This window comes from Curtobacterium sp. MCPF17_046, from assembly GCF_003224295.1.
Classification (GTDB): domain Bacteria; phylum Actinomycetota; class Actinomycetes; order Actinomycetales; family Microbacteriaceae; genus Curtobacterium.
In genome coordinates, this window is record NZ_QKLB01000002.1 from 266527 (window position 1) to 287425 (window position 20899).

Here is a 20899-nt window from a genome sequence, read left to right on the forward strand (position 1 = left end):
GCGGGCGAGAGAAGCGGCACGGGCGCCGACCGAAGGAACCCGAAGGCCGCATGTCCCTCGGTCAACACCTGATCGAGCTGCGCAACCGCCTGTTCAAGGCCGTCGTCGCGGTCCTGGTGGCGGCGGTCGGCGGCTGGTTCCTCACACCGTTCGTGCTCGACGCGCTCCGCTCCCCGGTCACGCAGCTGGCCCGGGTCGGCGGGCACACCGCGGAGCTGAACTTCCCGATGATCACGGGTGCGTTCGACCTCCGCCTGCAGATCGCGGTCACGATCGGCGTCGTCATCGCGAGCCCGGTCTGGCTGTACCAGATCTGGGCCTTCATCGTCCCGGCCCTGGTCCGTCGTGAGAAGCAGTACGTGTGGGGCTTCCTCGGTTCGGCGATCCCGCTGTTCTTCGCCGGGTGCGCCTTCGGGTGGTACGTCCTGCCGCACGTCGTCGGCATCCTCGGCAGCTTCGTCTCGGCGCAGGACACGTCGATCGTCGACGCGAAGGCGTACTACGACTTCGTCATCAAGCTCATCGTCGCGGTCGGCATCGCGTTCGTGCTGCCGGTCTTCCTCGTCCTGCTCAACTTCGTCGGGGTCCTGACGGCCGCGGCGATCGTCCGGTCGTGGCGGGTCGCGATCGTGCTGATCCTCGTCTTCACCGCGCTCGTCACGCCGTCGGCGGACGTGCTGTCCATGTTCATCCTGGCCATCCCGATGGTCGTGCTCTACTTCGCCGCCTGCCTGGTGACGTGGCTGCACGACCGCCGTCTGGCGAAGCGCCAGGCGAAGCTCGACGAGGAGTACGGCCTGTGACCGAGACCAGCCTGAGCCCCGCCGAGCGGTTCGCCGCCGCGAAGGTCCGCCGTCGCTCGCGGAACCTCGAGTTGTTCCGGACCGACCTCCGCTTCGACCTCGACCCGTTCCAGTTCGCGGCGTGTGACGCGGTCGACCGCGGCAACAGCGTGCTCGTGGCCGCACCGACCGGCGCCGGCAAGACGATCGTGGCCGAGTTCGCGATCTGGCTGGCGATGCGACAGCCGACCGCGAAGGTGTTCTACACGACGCCGATGAAGGCGCTGAGCAACCAGAAGTACGCCGAGCTCGTGCAGGCGTACGGCGAGACCGAGGTCGGGCTGCTCACCGGCGACACGAACGTCAACCCCCGGGCCCGCGTCGTCGTGATGACGACCGAGGTCCTGCGGAACATGATCTACGCCGACTCGGACCTGCTCGACGACCTGGCGTGGGTGGTGCTCGACGAGGTGCACTACCTGGCCGACCGGTTCCGTGGCGCGGTCTGGGAAGAGGTCATCCTGCACCTCCCGACCGAGGTCCGGCTGGTGTCGCTCTCCGCGACCGTCAGCAACGCCGAGGAGTTCGGCGACTGGCTGCAGACGGTGCGCGGCGACACCGACGTCATCGTCTCCGAGGACCGCCCGGTCCCGCTCGAGCAGCACGTGCTCGTCGGGAACAAGATGGTCGACCTCTTCGACTCGTCCGGTGCCGCGGCGACGAACCGCGTCAACCCCGAGCTCCTCCGGCTCGTCGGCGGCGCCAACCGGCACGGCACGAACGGTCCGCGCGGCCGTCGCGGGCGCCCGGTGTACCCGGACCGCCGTGGTCCCCGTGCGGAGAAGGCCCACCGCGAGCAGATCGCGAAGATGCTCGACGAGCGCATGCTCCTGCCCGCGATCTTCTTCGTGTTCAGCCGGAACGGCTGCGACCAGGGCGTCCGGCACGTCGTGCGCTCGGGGCTGTCGCTGACGACCGCGGACGAGCGGCGTGAGATCCGCGAGACGGCCGAGTACCACTGCCGCACCCTGCTCGACGAGGACCTCGCCGTCCTCGGCTACTGGGAGTGGCTGGAGGGGCTCGAGCGCGGGGTCGCCGCACACCACGCCGGGCTGCTGCCCGCGTTCAAGGAGGTCGTCGAGGACCTGTTCCAGCGCAAGCTCCTCAAGGTCGTCTTCGCCACCGAGACCCTGGCCCTCGGGGTGAACATGCCGGCGCGCACCGTCGTCCTCGAGAAGCTCGAGAAGTTCAACGGCGAGGCCCGGGTCCCGATCACGCCGGGGGAGTACACGCAGCTCACGGGTCGTGCCGGGCGTCGGGGGATCGACGTCGAGGGCCACTCGGTCGTGCAGTGGTCGGACGGCCTCGAGCCGCAGGCCGTCGCGTCGCTCGCGAGCCGTCGGACCTACCCGCTCAACTCGTCGTTCAAGCCGACCTACAACATGGCCGTGAACCTCATCGAGCAGTTCGGCCGCGACCGCACGCGCGAGGTCCTCGAGACCTCGTTCGCGCAGTTCCAGGCGGACCGGTCCGTCGTCGACCTCGCCCGCAAGGTCCGGTCGCAGCAGGAGTCCCTGGACGGCTACCAGAACGCCATGCAGTGCCACCTCGGCGACTTCACGGAGTACGCGGCACTCCGCCGGCGGCTGTCGGACCTCGAGCGATCGAACGTGCCCGGCGGCCGCGAGGCCTCGCACGGGGCCCGCCAAGACCGCCAGTCCGCGATCACGGAGGTCCGCCGGCAGCTCCAGCGGCACCCGTGCCACGCCTGCCCGGACCGCGAGGCCCACGCCCGCTGGGCGGAGCGCTGGTACAAGCTCAAGCGCAGCAACGACAAGCTCGTGCAGCAGATCCGGTCCCGCACGGGTGCGGTCGCGACGACGTTCGACCGCGTGACCGACGTGCTGCTCGCACTCGGGTACCTGGTGCAGGACGACTCCGGGGACGTCACGGTGGCGGCCGGCGGTCGGCGGCTGCAGCGCATCTACGGGGACCGCGACCTGCTCGTCGCCGAGTGCCTCGAGGCCGGCGTGTGGAAGGAACTCACACCCGCGCAGCTCGCCGGGATGGCGGCGACCATCGTCTACCAGCCCCGCCGCGAGGACGCGCCGGGCACCGAGCACGCCGTGCCCCGCGGCGCCTTCCGGCCGGCCCTGGACGAGACGCTCACGATCTGGGCCCGCCTGGACGACGTCGAGCGCGACGCCCGGCTCGCCGGTTCCGAGCCGCCGACACCGGCGATCGCGCTCGGGATGTTCCGGTGGGCCTCCGGGTCCCCGCTCGACGACGTCCTGCGGTCGCTCGACCTCGCCGCGGGCGACTTCGTCCGCTGGTCGAAGCAGGTCATCGACCTCCTCGACCAGATCCGCAACGCGGGCGACGAGGACCTCGCCCGCACGGCCCGTCGAGCGACGGACGCGGTGCGCCGCGGCATCGTCGCCTACGCGACGGTCTGACGGGAGGCCCGGTGACGGTCCTCGCCACACCCGTGCGTCCGGTGCGCGCGTCCGCCGGGCGGTGGCGGCCCGGGACGGAGGGCGACGCGCTGAGCGCGGCCCTGCCCCTCGCGCAGGCGCTGCCGCTGTCGGTCGTCGGCGGACTCCTGTTCGCCCTGTCGTTCCCGTCGCCGGGCTGGTGGTTCCTCGCGTACCCGGCGGTCGCGTGCCTCCTGCTCGCCGCGATCGGGCAGCGGGCCCGTCGCGCCTCGTGGCTCGGCTTCGTCGCCGGCGTCGCGTTCTGGGTGCCGGTGATCTCGTGGGCCGGACGGTACCTCGGACCGGTGCCGTGGTTCGCGCTCGCGCTGCTCGAGGCCGCGCTCTTCGCCGTCGGCACGGTGGCGATCGCCCTCGCCTCCCGGTGGGTGGGGCGCGTCGTGACCTCGACCGCCGGACGCGTGTGGGGCCTCCCGGCGGTGGTCGCAGCGCTCTGGACAGGACGTGAGTGGCTCTCCGGCAGCTGGCCGTACGGCGGGTTCGCCTGGGGTCGGGTGGGGCTGTCCCAGTCCCAGGGGCCGTTCACGCACCTCGCCGCGTACGTCGGCGTCCTCGGACTGAGCTTCGTGGTGGTGTACTGCGTCGCCGTCGTGGTCTCGCTCGGACTCGTCGGCGGGCTCCGCCTGTCGGTCCGCGTCGCGACCGCCGGCCTGCTCGTCTCGGTGGTCCTGGCGGTGCCCGCGTGGCCGACGGCGGTGGACGGCACGGTGCGGGTCGAGGCGGTGCAGGGGAACGGCCCGGCCGGCTACTTCGACCGTGCCGAACCGGGCGACGTCCTCCGGTCGCAGGTCGCGGCCACCGACGTCGAGGCCCGCGGCGTCGACCTGGTCGTGTGGCCGGAGGCGGCGGCGGAGTACGACCCCCGCCGCGAGCCGGTCATCGCGTCCGCGCTCGACGCCGTCGTGCGGAGCGTCGGGGCCCCGCTCGTCGCAGGCGGCGTGACGCAGACCGCATCCGGGGTCCTGCACAACACCTCGTTCGTGTGGGACGACGACGGCTGGGGGGCCTCGTACGACAAGAAGCGCCCGGTGCCGTTCGGGGAGTACGTCCCGGACCGGTGGTTCTACTCGAAGCTCGCCCCGTCGCTGATCGGGCTCCTGCAGCGCGACTACACCCCGGGGACGAAGCCGAACGTCCTGCCGGTCGCCGGCATCCGGGCCGGCGTGATGATCTGCTTCGACGTGGTGGACGACGGCCTGACGGCGGACCTGGCGGACGGGGGAGCGCAGGTGATCCTGGCGCAGACGAACAACGCCGACTTCGACGGGACCGACGAGAACCTCCAGCAGCTCGAGATCGCCCGGATGCGGGCGGTCGAGACCGGACGGTCGCTCGTGAACATCTCCACCGTGGGGGCATCCCAGGTCATCGACCCGAGCGGTCGGACCATCGACCGGGTCCCGGCGTACACCGCGAGTTCGATGGTGACGGACGTGCCGCTCGGCACGTCGACCACCCCGGCGACCGTGGCGTCGGGGAGCATCACGCTTTCGCTGTCGCTCGGCGGTCTGCTCGTCCTGCTCGCCTGCGCTCCGTGGGGGCACCGCCGCCGCTGACTTGCCACCCGGGGCCGCGCCGTGCACTGGGAACCGACTGTGAATGCCACCCCTCCGGAACGAAAGGCGGGTGGTGTGGGTTGGACCGGAGGAACGAGCGAGAGGAGTCGGACATGGCTGATCGGAGTCTCCGAGGCATGCGGCTCGGGAGCCAGAGCCTCCAGAGCGAGGACGGTGTCGAGCTCTCCGAGCGGAAGCGTGCCGTCTACCAGGCGGTCTCGGGAGAGACCTTCGACATCGTCTTCTCCGCCGAGGCAGAGGTCCCGGCCGTCTGGTCGGACCCGCGCACCGGGATGGAAGGACGACTGCTCGGCGACGACGGCACCCCCGTCGAGGTCGCCGCAGAGGACGTCAAGGCGCCGAGGACCCACTGGGACATGCTGCTCGAACGGCGCTCCAGGGAAGAACTCGAGGAGCTGCTGCAGGAACGCCTGCAGGTGCTCCGTGCCCGCCGCGGCGCGTAGGCGTCGCGCGGCACACACGACGACGGCCCGCTCCCTGATGGGAGCGGGCCGTCGTCGAGTGTCGGTCAGACCGCGGGGGAGCGGTCCTCGCCCTGCGCCTGCCCGTCGGTCGAGCCGGCTTGCTCGTCCGTCCGGAACTGGGCGCGGGTCGCGTCGGCGGCGGCCGCGAGCTTCTCGTCGACGCTCCGGTCCGACTCGGCGAGGCGGTCCGCCAGCGCGGACTCCGGCACGATGTCCGCCGCGGTGGCGTCCGCGCTCCGGGCCGCGGTGCCGCTCCCGGTCGTCGCGGCGGTGGTGGTCACGAGGCTCTCGCCCGCGAGCTTGGAGATCTTCTCGAGGAAGTCGCCGCTGCCCGCCGGGCCGGCTGCGGGTGCACCGCCGGTCCGCGTGGCGCTGAAGCCCTTCGCGATGCCGGAGAGCGCCTCGGTGAACTCGCTCGGGATCATCCAGAGCTTGTTCGACGTGCCCTCGGCGATCTTCGGCAGCATCTGGAGGTACTGGTAGGACAGCAGCTTCTCGTCCGGGTCGCCGGTGTGGATGGCGTCGAACACCGTCGCGATCGCCTGCGCCTCACCCTCGGCGCGGAGGACCTGGGCCTTCGCGTCACCCTCCGCCGCGAGGATCGCCGCCTGCCGCTGGCCCTCGGCCTCGAGGATCTGGGACTGCTTCGTGCCCTCGGCCTGCAGGATCGCGGCACGACGGCTCCGCTCGGCACGCAGCTGCTGCTCCATCGCGTCCTGGATGGACACGGGCGGCTCGATGGCCTTCAGCTCGACACGGCCGACGCGGATGCCCCACTTGCCGGTCGCCTCGTCGAGCACGACGCGGAGCTGCCCGTTGATGTTGTCGCGGCTGGTCAGGGCCTCTTCGAGGTTGAGCCCACCGACGACGTTGCGGAGCGTGGTCGTGGTGAGCTGCTCGACGGCGCCGAGGTAGTTCGCGATCTCGTACGTGGCGGCGCGGGCGTCGGTGACCTGGAAGTACACGACGGTGTCGATCGAGACGACGAGGTTGTCCTCGGTGATCACCGGCTGGGGCGGGAACGAGACGACCTGCTCGCGCATGTCGAGCAGCGGCCGGAGACGGTCGATGAACGGCACGAGCAGGTTCAATCCCGGGTTGAGGGTCTTGTGGTACTTGCCGAGCCGTTCGACGATGCCGGCGGTGGCCTGGGGGACGATCCGGATGGCCTTGGTGAGGACGACGATCACGAAGACCACGACGACGGCGATGAGGACGATCAGGACGACCGTCCCGGTGGACAGGGTCATTGGCCAGCCTTCTGTTCGGTGCGGACGACGGCTGTGGAGCCCTCGATGGACTCGACGACCACGCGGGTGCCGAGTGGTGGTGTGCGGTCGGTGGTGCCGGGAGCGAAGCGCGCGCTCCAGGTCTCCCCGTTGGCCAGGCGGACCTGACCGGGACCGGAGGACGTGAACGCGAGCGCGACCGTGCCGCTCATCCCGACCAGGCCGTCGATACCGGTCCGGTGCGGGTCGGCACCGCGGTTCAGCGCTCGGAGCACCCGAGGACGCACGACGGCGAGCAGCAGCAGCGCGAGCACCGCGGCGATGAGCGTCGACAGCCACCACTCGGCGCGGAGCAGTGCGGCGACCAGGCCGCCGGCTGCCCCGGCAGCGAGCATGATGAAGACGAAGTCGAGGGTGAACACCTCGACCACCCCCAGGACGAGCACCAGTGCGATCCACACGATCACCTGCGTCCATTCCGTGACGTCCACGCGATCTCCCTCCCCGTACATCGCGCGCGGCGGTCGCTGCGTCGCGACGTCCGGTCTTGTCCGACCAACGTACCAGCGCCCTCCGGCGAGGCGACTGGTGGCCCCTACGGCGGCGCGGGCACCGGGCTGGCCGCGCCGCGCCTTGGTAGGCTCGATGCCGCCCGGGACGACCAGGACCGGCGCCGCCCCACGACAGGAGACACCACTGTGAGCAGCCCCCTCGCCCCCGGATCCCTCGACGGCACGCGCGCCCTCGTCACCGGGTCCTCCCGCGGCATCGGAGCGGACACGGTCGGGTACCTGGCAGAGGCCGGCGCCAAGGTCGTCGTGAACTACCGCAACAAGGCACGTCGTGCCGAGCAGATCGCGGAGAAGATCGTCGCGGCCGGGGGAGCGGCGCTCGCCCTCGGGGCCGACCTCACCGACCACGACTCCGTGCAGGCGATGGTCGACGCGGTCGTGCAGGAGTGGGGCGGCATCGACCTGCTCGTGCTCAACGCCTCCGGCGGCATGGAGTCCGGCATGGGCGACGACTACGCGCTGCGACTCAACCGCGACGCGCAGGTCGACATGCTGCAGACCGCCGTGCCGCACATGCCCGCCGGGTCCCGCGTCGTCTTCGTCACGAGCCACCAGGCCCACTTCGTCGAGACCGCCGAGACGCTGCCCGAGTACGTCCCGGTCGCGAAGAGCAAGCGCGCCGGCGAACTCGCCCTGCGCGAACTCCTGCCGCAGCTCGAGGCCGCGGGCATCGAGTTCGTCACCGTCTCCGGCGACATGATCGAGGGCACCATCACGGCGACCCTGCTCAACCGCATCAACCCCGGCGCCATCGAGGGTCGCCGCGAGGCCGTCGGAAAGCTCTACAGCGTGTCCGAGTTCGCCGCCGAGATCGCCCTCGCCGCGGTGGAGCCGATCCCCGCAGACCACACGAAGCTCGTCGGGGACGTCAGCTCCTTCACGGACTGAGCCGTCGGCCCTCGCCGTCGCGCGGCGCGTGCGTCGCACCCGGCGGCTAGCGTCGGTGCCGTGACTGCTGCACACGGCCTGCGCCGGACCTCCCGGATCCTCCTGCTCGACCCCGACGGACGCGTGTTCCTCATGGACACGAAGGCGCCGTCCTCCGACGGCGCGCACCGGTGGATCACCCCGGGCGGCGGCGTCGACCCGGGGGAGTCGCACCGGGACGCGGCGGTCCGGGAGCTCCGCGAGGAGACCGGCATCGTCATCACCGACCCGGGGGAGCCGGTGTGGTCCTGGGACTTCGCGGTCACGTGGGACCAGGCCGACCACGACCGCGGGCACGCGGAGTTCTACGTCGTCCGGACGGCGGGCTTCACGTTGTCCGACGCCGAGTGGACGGACGACGAACGTGTCGACATCCTGGCGGCCCGGTGGTGGACGGCGGACGAACTCGAGGCGACGGACGAGCCGTTCGAGCCGGCGGAGCTCCCGGAGCTGGTGCGCCGGTACCTGCGCTGACGCAACGCTCGGTGCCGCCGCTCGTACGATCGGTCTGTCCCCAGTTCGCGGGTGCCTGCGCCGCTTTCCGGACACCGGTCCACCGTGTCAGTACGTTCAGAGTCGACCAATCGTCAGCGACCTGACGTCATCCTCGCACCGGAGTCATCATGACCAACACCACCAACCCGTACCAGAGCACGGCGCAGAGCAGCCAGAAGTTCAGCACGCTCGCGATCGTCGGCTTCGTGCTCGCCTTCGTCATCAACATCGCGGGCCTCGTCGTCAGCCTCATCGCCCTGTCGCAGATCAAGCGCACGGGGGAGCGCGGCCGTGGCCTGGCGATCGCCGGTGTCATCATCTCCGTCCTGTCGCTCGTCATCGGCATCTTCTCGTCGATCGCGTTCTTCAACGCGGCCGCGAACATGAACACCGCGCTGGGCTTCTGACCACTGCGATCGAACGACGGGAGGCCCGTGGCGGAACTCGCCACGGGCCTCCCGTCTGTCCGGGAACGAGCGGTCCCTGCGACCATCGAGCGACCGCGGCGTAGCGTCACCGACATGACGTACAGCCAGCCGGACCCGGCAGAAGAGACCACGCAGGCCGACGAGCCCCAGCAGCCCGACACGGACCACACCGTCGAGGAGCAGGGCGAGGAGAACGCAGCCCTCGAGATCGACAGCTCGGACGTGCCGACCTCGTCCGACGACTCGTCGAACTAGGGCAGCACACCCGCGGACGCCTGGGAGCGGCGCTCAGACGAGCGTCGCCACCAGGCGTTCGACGCGTCCGCGGACGTCGTCGCGGATCGGTCGGACGTCCTCGATCGGCAGGCCGGCCGGGTCGCTGAGCTCCCAGTCCTCGTAGCGTTTGCCGGGGAACACCGGACACGCGTCTCCGCAGCCCATGGTGATGACGACGTCGGCGTTCCGGACCGCGTCGGTCGTCAGGATCGCCGGCGTCTGACCGACGATCTCGATGCCGACCTCGTGCATGGCGGCGACGGCGACCTGGTTCACCTGGTCCGCCGGCTCGGACCCGGCGGAGAAGACGTCGATGCGGTCACCGGCGATCGCATGCAGGAACCCCGCGGCCATCTGCGACCGCCCGGCGTTGTGCACGCAGACGAACAGGACGGCGGGCTTCTGGTCGGGCGTTCCAGTGCTCATGCGGTGATTGTGCCGCACTCGCGTTGCTGGTGACTGCGCGCCGATAATGCATATTATGTCAGCTCAGACCGACCGAGGCGCGCGGCGCGACGGATTCGCCGCCCTCGGCTCCCCTGCCGTTCGGGGCTCCGTGTTATGTTGTGCACAACATGACTGTCCGAGAGATCGACCGCCGCCATCCCGTCCACTCCACCGTGCCTCGCACGATGGTCCGCATCCTGCTCGGTGCGGCCATGACGTGGGCGGGCATCAGTCACCTCACCGTCGCCCGCCAGGAGTTCCGGGCGCAGGTCCCGGAGTTCGTGCCGCTCGACCCGGACGTCACCGTCCTGGCGTCCGGCGTCGCGGAGATCTCCCTCGGCGCCGCGCTCATGCTGCTCGTCCGCCGGCAGGCGACCGTCGGCTGGGTGGCCGCGGTCTTCTTCACCGCCATCTTCCCCGGCAACGTCGCGCAGTGGCTGCACCACCGGGACGGCTTCGGGCTGGACACCGACACGAAGCGGTTCGTCCGACTCCTCTTCCAGCCCGTGCTGATCGCCGTCGCGCTCTGGGCGACGAACGCGCTCCGGACGCGGCGCTGACCACCGCGGACGGCGCCGCTCACGTCGCTGTGGAGCCTCGACCCTGATGACGACACGCACCCGGGTGACCCTCGGCCGCCGCGAGGACCTCGGTGCCGACTGCGCGAACTGCTTCGGCCTCTGCTGCGTCGCGCTGGCCTTCACCCGGTCCGTCGACTTCCCCGTCGACAAACCCGCCGGCGACCCGTGCACGAACCTCGACGGCGCCGACGCCTGCACGATCCATCCGCGCCTCCGGGCCGAGGGGTTCCGCGGTTGCACGGTCTTCGACTGCTCCGGCGCCGGGCAGAAGGTCTCGCGGCACACCTTCGCGGGTCGGTCCTGGCGGGACGACGACGCCACCCGCCAGGCGATGTTCGCGACGTTCCCGGTCGTGCGGCGGCTGCACGAACTGCTCCGGTACCTCGACGAGGCCATCACGATCACCCCTGCCGACACGGACGCCGAACGGCTGACACGGGACTTCGAGCGCGTCCGTGCGCTCAGTGACGCCGACCCGGACACGATCCTCGGCATCGACGTCGACGCGGAGTACGACGCCGCACGACCGCTGTTGCTCGCGGCGAGCCGGAACGCGCGGGCCCTGGTCCGCGGCGGGGACAGCCGCGACACCCGGGCTGACGAGCGTCGCGTCGGCCGCCTCCGGGTCGGCCCCGGCGCCGACCTGGTGGGCGCCGACCTGCGGCGGGCGGACCTGCGGGGCGCGAGCCTCCGCGGCGCGCTGCTCATCGGGGCCGACCTCTCCGGCGCGGAGCTCCGCTCGTGCGAGTGCATCGGTGCCGACCTCCGCGACGCCGACCTGTCCGGTGCGGACCTCCGCGGGGCGGTCTTCCTCACGCAGATGCAGGTGAACGCGGCACGAGGTGACGCTGACACCCGGCTCGACGACGGCTTCCAGCGGCCGACCCACTGGGGCGGCTGAGGCCGCCGTCCGGTCCGACACGTCCCGCTGGACCGACAACGGACGGGAGGCGCGCGGTCGAGCCCGCCACGCGCCTCCCGTCCGTCCAGCCCAGCGTCGACGTCAGTAGTCGATGCGCCCGTGCCGGTTGTGGAACTCCCCCGTCGGGCCGTCCGGGCCGACGAGCGCCAGCGCGACGGTCGCGTCGGTGCCCTCGGTGACCGTCTGGTGGCCGGAGTGACCGTTGAAGTCGGTCGCCGTGTAGCCCGGGTCGCTGACGTTGACCCGGAAGGTCGGCAGGTTCTTCGCGTACTGCACGGTCAGGGCGATGACGGCCGCCTTCGAGGCCGCGTACGGGATCATCGGCACCGGGAACTCGTCGTGGCCGGGCGTGCTGAGGAACCGCGGCCAGCCGACGCCGGAGGCGACGTTGACGACGACGGGGTGCTCGGACGCGCGGAGCAGCGGCAGGGCGGCCTGGGTGACGCGGACGATGCCGGTGACGTTCGCCTCGAGGACGGCCGTCATCGCCTCGGCGGTCAGGTCGTCGACCCCGTACGAGGTGCCGCTGATCCCGGCGTTGTTGACGAGGACGTCGAGGGCAGGGACGGACGCGAACGCCGCGTCGACGCTCGCCTGGTCGGTGACGTCGAGCTGGACGACGGAGGCACCGAGGGAACGGACGGCGTCGGCGTCGTCGGGGTCGCGGACGCCGGCGATCACGGTGTGGCCGGCTTCGATGAGGCGGCGGGCGGTCTCGAGGCCGAGGCTGCGGTTCGCCCCGGTGATGAGTGTGGTGGTCATGGGTCCATCCTGCGCGCTGCCGATCCGCTCCCCCAGGCACCCCTCGACGTGCTGCCTGGCCGACAGGAGGACTACGAGTACCACGGTCGGATCGCCGATCCGCGCGAGGATGGACGCATGAGCGAGTTCTCCGACGTCCTGCGGTCCTGGCGCGACCGGGTGAGCCCGGCCGAGGTCGGTCTGCCCGCCGGTCCGGGGCGGCGGGCGGCGGGCCTCCGGCGCGAGGAGCTCGCGGCACTCGCCGGTGTCAGCGTCGACTACGTCGTACGGCTCGAGCAGGGGCGGGCACTGAACCCGTCGCCGCAACTCCTCTCCGCGCTGGCCACCGCGCTCCGGCTGACCGAGCAGGAGCGCGACCACCTGTTCCGCGTCGCCGGGGCAGCTCCCCCGTCACGCGGCGTCGTTCCACGGCACATCACTCCCGGTGTGCAGCGGATCGTCGACCGGCTGGCCGACGTGCCGCTCGCCGTCTTCACCGCGAGCCACGACCTGCTGTACCGGAACGACCTCTGGGCCGCGGCATCCGGTGACGGCGACCGGTGGCAGGGGCGGTCGGCGAACCTCGTCTGGCAGTTCTTCACCGACGGCCACGAGGGCGTCGACTTCGACGACGAGCACGGCGAGGCCTTCGCATCCGACCTGGCAGCCGACCTGCGCGGTGCGCTCGGGCGGTACCCGGACGACCGGCGCCTCGCCGAACTCGTCCGGGACCTCCGCGCGACCAGCCCGGAGTTCGAGCGCCGCTGGGGCGAGGCCCGGATCGCCGAGCACCGGACGAGCCGGAAGACCCTGCGGACGCCGGTCGGCCCGATCGAGGTCGACTGCGACACGCTCTCGGTGCCGGGCAGCGACCTGCGGATCGTCGTCTACACGGTCCTGCCCGGCAGCGAGGACGCGTCGCGGCTCGACCTGCTGCGCGTCACCGGACTGCAGTCCGTCGTCACGAGCGACTGACCGGCCCGCCCTGCCGCCGCACCGCCCGGTCTTGCCGCCGCACCGGCCGGTCCTGCCGCCGCACCGGCCGGTCGGGGCTACTCGCCGAAGCCCGAGCGGACGAGCGCGACGAGTTCGTCGACCGCGTCCTGCGCGTCCGCCCCGGACGCCTCGACCGTGACCGAGGCCCCCTTCGGCAGCGCGAGCGCCATGATCGCGAGGAGGCTCTTCGCGTCGACGCCGTTCACCCGGACCACGGCTTCGTGCCGAGCGGCCGCCTTCACGAACTCGGCGGCGGGGCGCGCGTGCAGGCCGGACTCGTTGACGAGCTCGGCGGTGGCGGTGGCGGTGGCGACCGCCCCGTCCGCGTCGCCGCTCTCGGCGGCCTGTCCCGCGCCTCCCGGCCGGGAGGCTCCCCCGCCGCCCGCCGCGTCGGTGCGGTCGGCAGGACCAGCCGTCCCGGTACCACCGGCGGTGGACGCCGCATCGAGCACGGCCGTGACGTCGCCACCGGTCTGCGCTGCGACGGCCGCGGCCACGGTCCCCTCCACCAGCGGCGCGTCGGAGACGTGCACGCGTGCCCGGAGGCCCTCGTCGAGGAAGTCGAGGGCCGTGTCGGTCGTCAGGTAGGCGGAGCCGAGGTCGCACAGGACCACGACGGCGTCGGCGGCGGCGAGTTCCTCGATCCCGGCCGAGATCGCCTCGAACGAGGTGCCGATCCCGCCGTCGTCGGTGCCGCCCGCCGCGACGAGCCGGACGTCACCGGCCATCTGCCGGGCGATGTCGACCGTGCCCTGCGCGACGGCGGCACTGTGCGAGACGACCAGGATCCCGACGCTCATGCCGCGTCCACCGCGGCGCGCAGGACGTAGGCGCTCGACTGGGCGCCGGGGTCGCGGTGCCCGACGGCACGCTCGCCGAGGTAGCTCGCGCGGCCCTTCCGCGCGACGAGGGCGTCGGTCGACTCGGCGCCGGTGGCCGCGGCGTCGGCGGCGGCGGCCAGGACCTGCTCGGGCGTCTCCCCCGCGGCTGCCGATGCTGCGGCGGCGTCGACGGCCGGCGTCCAGGCGTCCACCATCGTCTTGTCGCCGACCTCGGCCTTGCCACGGGAGACCACGCCGTCGCGGGCCGCCGTGAGCACGGCCACCAGGGTGTCCGCGTCGAGTTCGGCCGCGTCCCCGGCTGCCTGGGCCGCCTTGAGGTACGCGGTGCCGAACAGCGGACCGGCGGCACCGCCGACGGTCGAGATGAGCTTCGTCGCGACGAGCTTGAACACCGCCCCCGGTGTCTCCGGGGCTGCGGTGTCGAGCGACTCGACGACCGCGCGGAACCCACGGTCGAGGTTCTCGCCGTGGTCACCGTCACCGATCTCGCGGTCCAGCGTGACGAGCTCCGCTCGGTGCTGGTCGATCGTGGCGGCGGTGCGGCGGACCCAGTCGATGGCCCATGCGGTGTCGAGCGACAAGGTGTGTCCCTTCGTGCGGCCGAGCAGGTCGGCGTCGTGAGCGGTGTCGTCGTGCTGGTGGTGTCGTGCGGTCCCGGTGTCAGCGACCCCAGCGCAGTGCCGGGGTCTCGACCGGTGCGTCCCAGAGGGCGATCAGGTCGTCGTCGAGCACCGTGACGGTGATCGAGAACCCCTGCATCTCGAGGGAGGTGACGTAGTTGCCGACCAAGCTACGCGCGACCTCGTGGCCGCGATCCGTGAGCACCTCGGCGGCGCGCCGGTAGGCGATGTAGAGCTCGGACTGCGGGGTGCCGCCCATCCCGTTGACGAACAAGAGCAGCCGCGAGCCGGCCGGAGCGGCGAGGTCGGTGAGGATCGGCTCGAGGACCCGGTCGACGAGCTCGTCCGCGGGTGCCATCGCGATCCGTTCGCGTCCGGGCTCGCCGTGGATGCCGATGCCGAGCTCGACCTCGTCGTCGGCCAGGGTGAACGACGGCTCACCGGCGTGCGGGACGGTGCCGGAGGTGAGCGCGAGGCCCATCGAGCGCGTGACCTCGTTGACGTGCCGGGCCACGGCGGTGACGGCGTCCAGGTCGTCACCGCGCTCGGCCGCCGCGCCCGCGCACTTCTCGACGACCACGGTGCCGGCGACGCCGCGTCGGCCCGCCGTGAACAGCGAGTCCTGGACGGCGACGTCGTCGTCGACCACGACGCTCTCGACGCGGATGTCCTCCATGGCGGCGAGTTCGGCCGCGGTCTCGAAGTTGAGGACGTCCCCGGTGTAGTTCTTCACGATGTGCAGCACGCCCGCTCCCCCGTCCACCGCCTTGGTGGCGGCGACGATGGGGTCCGGGGTCGGGCTCGTGAAGACCGGGCCCGGGACGGCGGCGTCGAGCATGCCGGGTCCGACGAACCCGGCGTGCAGCGGTTCGTGCCCGCTGCCGCCGCCGCTCACGATGCCCACCTTGCCGCGGACGGGGGCGTCGCGTCGGACCACGTGGACCGGGTCCTCCACGAGCACGACGTGCTCGGAGTGGGCGAGGGCGAACCCGCGGACGGTCTCGATGACCACGGCCTGCGGGTCGTTGATGAGCTTCTTCATGCTGCGCCTCCACGGTGTGACACGGGTGAGAGACCGGTCCGCAGCCGTCCACCGCCGACGTCGTCCGGAGTCGGCTCACTGTACCGCCGGGAGGTGCGCGCACCAGGGGCACGGCCGCGCGCCCGTGCCGTTCCGGTGCACATCCGTTCACGGTGCGGGGCCCCGTCGCTGCTCCGCGCGGACCCGGGTGACCAGGGTGCGTGCACGTCCTCTCACTTTCGCGGCAGCAGCCTCGCTGTCCCCCACATCGGGCAAACGCCCAGCACTATGCTCGGGCTCAATCACTCGACGGGGAGTGCCGGTGCTCAGGCCGGGCCCCCGAACACAGCTAATCGGAGGTACCGATGGACGGCATCGGCGTCAATTTCATGTCTGAGCTCGTCGGGACGGCGATGCTCATCATCCTGGGTGGCGGTGTCGTCGCCGCGGTCTCGCTCACCAAGTCCAAGGGCTTCGGGGCCGGCTTCCTGATGGTCACGATCGGTTGGGGCTTCGCGGTCTTCGCCGGTGTCACGGTCTCCTACAAGTCGGGCGGCCAGCTGAACCCCGCGGTCAGCCTCGCGCAGGCGATCCTCGGCAACATAACGGTCGGCGAGATGTTCCTCTACTGGCTCGCCCAGCTCATCGGTGCGGTCATCGGTGCCGTGATCGTCTGGCTCGCCTACAAGCAGCACTTCGACGCCGAGCCCGACGCCGCCGCCAAGCTCGGCGTCTTCTCCACCGGTCCGGCGATCCGCAGCTACGGCTGGAACGTCGTCACGGAGATCATCGGCACGTTCGTCCTCGTCTTCGTCGTCATCGCGTTCACGAACGGCCAGACCCCGGCCGAGCTCGGCGCGATCCCCGTCGCCTTCCTCGTGATCGCGATCGGTGTCTCGCTCGGTGGCCCGACCGGCTACGCGATCAACCCGGCCCGTGACCTCGGCCCGCGCATCGCGCACGCCATCCTGCCGATCAAGGGCAAGGGCACGAGCGACTGGTCCTACGCCTGGGTGCCGGTCGTCGGCCCGCTCGTCGGTGGCGCCCTCGCCGCCGTCGTCTCCGGCGCGCTCCTCCCGATGGTGTCCTAGCACCGCAGGGAACCCCCGCACCACCAGCGCGTCCGACGCGCTCCCCACCACCTGCACCACCCTCGCGGCCGGGTCGACCCGGCCCGGCCGCAGCACCGAACACCGTCGTAAGGAGCACCAATGGCCGACTACATCGTCGCCATCGACCAGGGAACCACCAGCACGCGAGCGATCGTCTTCGACCACTCCGGTTCGATCGTCTCCGTCGGGCAGAAGGAACACGAGCAGATCTTCCCGCGTGCGGGCTGGGTCGAGCACGACCCGGCCGAGATCTGGGACAACACCCGTGAGGTCATCGGTCAGGCCCTGTCGCGCGCCGACATCACCCGCCACGACGTCGCGGCGGTCGGCATCACGAACCAGCGCGAGACCGCGGTCGTCTGGGACAAGACCACCGGCAAGGCCGTCTACAACGCCATCGTCTGGCAGGACACCCGCACGCAGGCCATCGTCGACAAGCTCGCCGACGGCGACACCGACCGCTACAAGGCGATCGTCGGACTCCCGCTCGCGACCTACTTCTCGGGCACGAAGATCGCCTGGATCCTCGAGAACGTCGAGGGTGCACGCGAGAAGGCCGAGGCCGGCGACCTGCTCTTCGGCACGACCGACACCTGGGTCCTCTGGAACCTGACCGGTGGCACCGACGGCGGCGTCCACAAGACCGACGTCACGAACGCGTCCCGCACGCTGTTCATGGACCTCGAGACGCTGCAGTGGCGCGACGACATCCTCGGCGACTTCGGTGTGCCGAAGTCGATGCTGCCGGAGATCGTCAGCTCCTCCGAGGTGTACGGCCACGTCGAGTCCTCGAGCCTGCTCCGCGAGGTCCCGATCGCCGGCATCCTCGGCGACCAGCAGGCCGCCACCTTCGGGCAGGCCGCGTTCGATCAGGGCGAGTCGAAGAACACCTACGGCACCGGTAACTTCCTCATCTTCAACACCGGCACCGACATCGTCCGCTCCGAAAACGGGCTGCTCACCACCGTCGGCTACAAGCTCGGCGACCAGGAGACGCACTACGCCCTCGAGGGGTCGATCGCCGTCACGGGCTCGCTCATCCAGTGGCTCCGTGACAACCTGGGCATCATCGGCAGCGCGCCGGAGGTCGAGACGCTCGCCACGACCGTCGAGGACAACGGTGGCGTGTACTTCGTCCCGGCCTTCTCCGGGCTGTTCGCGCCGTACTGGCGCCCGGACGCCCGCGGCGCCCTCGTCGGCCTGACCCGCTTCGTCAACAAGGGCCACATCGCGCGTGCCGCCCTCGAGGCGACGGCGCTGCAGACCCGCGAGGTCCTCGACGCCGTCAACGCCGACTCGGGTGTCGCGCTCACCGAGCTCAAGGTCGACGGTGGCATGACCGCGAACGACGCCCTCATGCAGTTCCAGGCCGACATCCTGGACGTGCCGGTCGTCCGGCCCGTGGTCGCCGAGACGACGGCCCTCGGTGCCGCCTACGCCGCCGGTCTCGCGGTCGGGTTCTGGGCGAACCTCGACGAGCTCCGTGCCAACTGGCAGGAGGACAAGCGCTGGGAGCCGCAGCTCGACGCCGCCGAGCGCGAGCGCACCCTCCGCCTCTGGAAGAAGGCCGTCACGAAGACCTTCGACTGGGTCGACGAGGACGTCCGCTGACGCGGATCGCCTGACACGGACGGGAGGCCCGTACCGGTTCCACGGACCGGTGCGGGCCTCCCGTCGTCGCGTCCGTGCTGCGTCGGGACCAGGCGCGGGCGTCCGTCCGGGGTGACCCCGGGCGGTACGGGTCAGACGGCGGCGGGCGCCACGCCCACCCACTCGTCCAGTTTGCGCGTCGCGGCGCCGGAGTCGATCGAGTCCGCTGCGACCACGAGCTGCTCGCGGAACCGCTGCAGGATCGGACGGTCGACCTCGTCCGGGTCCTGCGCCAGCCGGAAGGCGACGAGACCCGCCGCCGCGTTCAGCAGGACGATGTCCCGGACGGGCCCGGACTCCCCCGCGAACACCCGGCGGACGATGGCCGCGTTCTCCGCCGGCTCGCCGCCGAGCAGGTCCTCGGTGCGCGCACGGGCGATGCCGAGGTCGCGCGGGTCGAGGTCGTGTTCGGTGACGCGACCGCCGGAGACCTGCCAGATGTGGCTGTGCCCGGTCGTGGTGAGCTCGTCGAGCCCGTCGTCACCGCGGAACACGAGCGCCGTCGCCCCACGCGTCTGGAACACGCCCGTGATGATCGGCACGAGGTCGAGTTGTGCCACGCCCACCGCGTTCGCTTCGCAGCGCGCCGGGTTGACCAGGGGCCCGAGGAAGTTGAACACCGTCGGGACCCCGATCTCCCGCCGGACCGCGGCTGCGTTGGCGAATCCGGGGTGGAACGCGCTCGCGAAGGCGAAGGTCAGACCGACACGCTGGAAGGTCTCGGCGACACGCGCGGCGTCCATGGTCAGGTCGAGGCCCAGTGCGGCGAGCACGTCGCTCGAGCCGGACTTCGACGAGCTCGCGCGGTTCCCGTGCTTGACCACGGGGACGCCCGCGGCCGCGATGACGACGGCGGCCATGGTCGAGACGTTCACCGTGCCGACGACGTCGCCGCCGGTCCCGACGATGTCGAGGGCCATCGGGTCGACGTCGAGCGGGACCGCGGCGTCGAGGATCGCGTCGCGGAACCCGACGACCTCGTCGACCGTCTCGCCCTTCGCGCGGAGCGCCACGGCGAACGCGGCGATCTGGGCGTCGGTGGCCCGACCCTGGACGATCTGCTCCATGGCCCATGTGGACTGCCTGATCGAGAGGTCCTCGCGCGCCATGAGCGCGCTGATCACCGCAGGCCAGGAGAGAGCGTCAGACATGGCTCGATCGTACTGATTCTCGAAGACCCGCCAGTTGCCTGCGAAAACACTGTCGGTGGATTCCGCCATAATGGAGGACGTGACAAGCACCCCTCTCTCCAGATCCGTCAGCGGTCCGGTCCTGAACAGGCCGAACCCCGTTGCCGTGGGGACGATCGTGTGGCTGGGCAGCGAGGTCATGTTCTTCGCCGGCCTGTTCGCGATCTACTTCACGCTGCGCAGCACCTCTCCCGAGCTCTGGGCGACCGAGACCGCCAAGCTCGAGGTGCCGTTCGCGTCGGTGAACACCATCATCCTGGTGCTGTCGAGCTTCGCCTGCCAGTTCGCCGTCTTCGCCGCCGAGCGGTTCCAGGTGCACCGCACCAGCTGGAACCCCAAGGACTGGGGCATGACGGAGTGGTTCTTCGTCACCTACTGCATGGGCGCGATCTTCGTCTGTGGGCAGATCTTCGAGTACGCCAACCTCTGGCACGAGGGCATGACGCTCTCCTCGAGCGCCTACGGCTCCGCGTTCTACATGACCACCGGCTTCCACGGCCTGCACGTGACCGGTGGCCTCATCGCCTTCCTCCTCACGCTCGGCCGTGGGTTCGCCGCGAAGAACTTCGGGCACAAGGAAGCCACCACCGCGATCGTCGTGTCCTACTACTGGCACTTCGTCGACGTCGTGTGGATCGGTCTCTTCGCCGTCATCTACCTCCTCAAGTGAGAATCAGGCAGCCCCACAGCATGTTCAACACAACGAAGCAGAACAAGAAGGGCCGTCGCTCCCCCCTGGCGACCGTGTCCCTCCTCGCCGTCGCGCTCATGACGACGGGCGGCGCGTACGCGCTCTTCAGCACCTCGGCCAACGCCGAGGACAGCACGTCGAGCACCGTCGCCGAGTCGAGCCAGTCCCAGGTGAACGAGGGCGAGAAGCTCTTCGCGTCGAACTGCGCCACCTGCCACGGGCTGTCGGCGCAGGGCACGAGCGAGGGCCCGTCCCTCATCGGTGTCGGCGCCGCGTCGGTGGACTTCCAGGTCGGCACGGGCCGCATGCCCCTCGCCGCGCAGGGCCCGCAGGGTGAAGAGAAGCCGGAGCAGTTCACCGACCAGCAGGTCGACGCGATGGCCGCCTACGTCGCCTCGCTCGGCCCCGGCCCGTCGGTCCCCGGCAAGGAGCTCACGAACGGCTCCGAGGGCGACGCCGCAGAAGGCGCGGAGCTGTTCCGCATCAACTGCGCCATGTGCCACAACGTCGCCGGCGCCGGTGGTGCCCTGACCGAGGGCAAGTACGCGCCGAACCTGCGCGACGTCTCGGGCAAGCACATCTACGAGGCCATGCTGACCGGCCCGCAGAACATGCCGGTCTTCAACGACCTGAACCTCACGCCGGACCAGAAGGCCGACATCATCACGTACCTCAAGTACGTGCAGGACAACCGGTCGCCCGGTGGCTTCGGCCTGGGTGACATCGGCCCGGTCGCCGAGGGTCTGTTCATCTGGATCTTCGGGCTCGGCGCGGTCGTCGCGATGACCGTCTGGCTGACCGCGAAGCAGAACTGATCGTCCGTGTCGCACGACACTGAAGGGAA

Annotated in this window: 23 protein-coding genes; 15 read left to right on the forward strand and 8 right to left on the reverse strand. The window is 71.1% G+C overall.

The genetic code is table 11. The features are described from left to right. Positions 1-50 precede the first annotated feature (50 nt). From tatC to DEJ32_RS02830, 4 genes are all read left to right on the forward strand, one after another. On the forward strand, positions 51-803 hold the full coding sequence (gene tatC, locus DEJ32_RS02815) for a twin-arginine translocase subunit TatC (protein WP_110900231.1): 753 nt from the start codon (positions 51-53) through the stop codon (positions 801-803). Continuing rightward, positions 800-3238: an RNA helicase gene (locus DEJ32_RS02820; RefSeq protein ID WP_110824969.1), complete on the forward strand. Its 2439-nt coding sequence runs from the start codon at positions 800-802 to the stop codon at positions 3236-3238. Before tatC ends, DEJ32_RS02820 begins: the two co-directional genes overlap by 4 nt. A gap of 11 nt (positions 3239-3249) precedes the next feature. Beyond that, positions 3250-4830 (forward strand): apolipoprotein N-acyltransferase, encoded by a 1581-nt coding sequence (gene lnt / locus DEJ32_RS02825; RefSeq protein WP_258368875.1) that lies wholly within the window; start codon positions 3250-3252, stop codon positions 4828-4830. A 113-nt stretch (positions 4831-4943) separates the two neighbouring features. After that, complete coding sequence (locus tag DEJ32_RS02830; protein ID WP_110824968.1) at positions 4944-5294, forward strand: RNA polymerase-binding protein RbpA; 351 nt, start codon at positions 4944-4946, stop codon at positions 5292-5294. Between the two features lie 65 nt (positions 5295-5359). Here the strand turns inward: DEJ32_RS02830 and DEJ32_RS02835 are convergent, their stop codons facing one another. After that, entirely contained in the window at positions 5360-6565 is a 1206-nt protein-coding gene (locus tag DEJ32_RS02835) for an SPFH domain-containing protein (RefSeq protein WP_110900232.1), read from the reverse strand. Further along, complete coding sequence (locus tag DEJ32_RS02840) at positions 6562-7035, reverse strand: NfeD family protein (protein WP_181420565.1); 474 nt, start codon at positions 7033-7035, stop codon at positions 6562-6564. Before DEJ32_RS02840 ends, DEJ32_RS02835 begins: the two co-directional genes overlap by 4 nt. A 207-nt stretch (positions 7036-7242) precedes the next feature. Between DEJ32_RS02840 and DEJ32_RS02845 the strand changes: the two genes are divergently transcribed. The 4 genes from DEJ32_RS02845 (at position 7243) to DEJ32_RS16115 (ending at position 9221) form a co-directional block, all read left to right on the forward strand. Then, positions 7243-8004 (forward strand): SDR family oxidoreductase, encoded by a 762-nt coding sequence (locus DEJ32_RS02845; protein ID WP_110889830.1) that lies wholly within the window; start codon positions 7243-7245, stop codon positions 8002-8004. A gap of 60 nt (positions 8005-8064) precedes the next feature. Beyond that, positions 8065-8517, forward strand: a complete 453-nt coding sequence (locus DEJ32_RS02850; protein WP_110900234.1) for an NUDIX hydrolase — start codon at positions 8065-8067, stop codon at positions 8515-8517. 149 nt (positions 8518-8666) lie between these two features. Next, entirely contained in the window at positions 8667-8945 is a 279-nt protein-coding gene (locus DEJ32_RS02855; RefSeq protein WP_110824963.1) for a DUF4190 domain-containing protein, read from the forward strand. A gap of 114 nt (positions 8946-9059) precedes the next feature. Next, positions 9060-9221, forward strand: coding sequence for a hypothetical protein (locus DEJ32_RS16115; protein ID WP_181419537.1), 162 nt, complete (start codon positions 9060-9062; stop codon positions 9219-9221). 33 nt (positions 9222-9254) lie between these two features. On the opposite strand, the gene DEJ32_RS02865 is transcribed toward DEJ32_RS16115, so the two are convergent. Continuing rightward, positions 9255-9668 carry an arsenate reductase ArsC gene (locus DEJ32_RS02865; RefSeq protein ID WP_110900235.1) on the reverse strand — a complete coding sequence of 138 codons (414 nt, stop codon included), beginning with the start codon at positions 9666-9668 and terminating at the stop codon, positions 9255-9257. A gap of 149 nt (positions 9669-9817) precedes the next feature. On the opposite strand from DEJ32_RS02865, the gene DEJ32_RS02870 reads away from it, so the two are divergent. Together DEJ32_RS02870 and DEJ32_RS02875 are read left to right on the forward strand one after the other, a co-directional pair. After that, positions 9818-10249, forward strand: a complete 432-nt coding sequence (locus DEJ32_RS02870; RefSeq protein ID WP_110900283.1) for a hypothetical protein — start codon at positions 9818-9820, stop codon at positions 10247-10249. Positions 10250-10295: 46 nt separating this feature from the next. Beyond that, entirely contained in the window at positions 10296-11171 is an 876-nt protein-coding gene (locus DEJ32_RS02875) for a pentapeptide repeat-containing protein (protein ID WP_110900236.1), read from the forward strand. Between the two features lie 102 nt (positions 11172-11273). Here DEJ32_RS02875 and DEJ32_RS02880 read toward each other — a convergent pair whose 3' ends face one another. Next, entirely contained in the window at positions 11274-11954 is a 681-nt protein-coding gene (locus DEJ32_RS02880) for an SDR family NAD(P)-dependent oxidoreductase (RefSeq protein WP_110889825.1), read from the reverse strand. 117 nt (positions 11955-12071) lie between these two features. Here DEJ32_RS02880 and DEJ32_RS02885 point away from each other — a divergent pair, with 117 nt between their 5' ends. Continuing rightward, positions 12072-12908, forward strand: coding sequence for a helix-turn-helix transcriptional regulator (locus DEJ32_RS02885; RefSeq protein ID WP_110900284.1), 837 nt, complete (start codon positions 12072-12074; stop codon positions 12906-12908). Between the two features lie 77 nt (positions 12909-12985). Here the strand turns inward: DEJ32_RS02885 and dhaM are convergent, their stop codons facing one another. From dhaM to dhaK, 3 genes are all read right to left on the reverse strand, one after another. Beyond that, on the reverse strand, positions 12986-13729 hold the full coding sequence (dhaM, locus tag DEJ32_RS02890; protein WP_110900237.1) for a dihydroxyacetone kinase phosphoryl donor subunit DhaM: 744 nt from the start codon (positions 13727-13729) through the stop codon (positions 12986-12988). Next, positions 13726-14352, reverse strand: a complete 627-nt coding sequence (gene dhaL / locus DEJ32_RS02895; protein WP_110889822.1) for a dihydroxyacetone kinase subunit DhaL — start codon at positions 14350-14352, stop codon at positions 13726-13728. Before dhaL ends, dhaM begins: the two co-directional genes overlap by 4 nt. 79 nt (positions 14353-14431) lie before the next feature. Then, entirely contained in the window at positions 14432-15433 is a 1002-nt protein-coding gene (dhaK, locus tag DEJ32_RS02900) for a dihydroxyacetone kinase subunit DhaK (RefSeq protein ID WP_110900238.1), read from the reverse strand. A gap of 344 nt (positions 15434-15777) precedes the next feature. Here dhaK and DEJ32_RS02905 point away from each other — a divergent pair, with 344 nt between their 5' ends. Then, a complete protein-coding gene (locus tag DEJ32_RS02905) occupies positions 15778-16503 on the forward strand; it encodes an MIP/aquaporin family protein (protein ID WP_110824953.1) in 726 nt (241 codons plus the stop codon). Positions 16504-16623: 120 nt separating this feature from the next. Beyond that, positions 16624-18135, forward strand: coding sequence for a glycerol kinase GlpK (gene glpK, locus DEJ32_RS02910; RefSeq protein ID WP_110824952.1), 1512 nt, complete (start codon positions 16624-16626; stop codon positions 18133-18135). Positions 18136-18266: 131 nt separating this feature from the next. Here glpK and trpD read toward each other — a convergent pair whose 3' ends face one another. Beyond that, on the reverse strand, positions 18267-19325 hold the full coding sequence (gene trpD, locus DEJ32_RS02915; RefSeq protein WP_110824951.1) for an anthranilate phosphoribosyltransferase: 1059 nt from the start codon (positions 19323-19325) through the stop codon (positions 18267-18269). Positions 19326-19395: 70 nt separating this feature from the next. Between trpD and DEJ32_RS02920 the strand changes: the two genes are divergently transcribed. Further along, on the forward strand, positions 19396-20034 hold the full coding sequence (locus DEJ32_RS02920; protein WP_110824950.1) for a heme-copper oxidase subunit III: 639 nt from the start codon (positions 19396-19398) through the stop codon (positions 20032-20034). A 20-nt stretch (positions 20035-20054) separates the two neighbouring features. Then, positions 20055-20870, forward strand: coding sequence for a cytochrome c (locus DEJ32_RS02925; RefSeq protein ID WP_110824949.1), 816 nt, complete (start codon positions 20055-20057; stop codon positions 20868-20870). Positions 20871-20899: the final 29 nt, after the last annotated feature.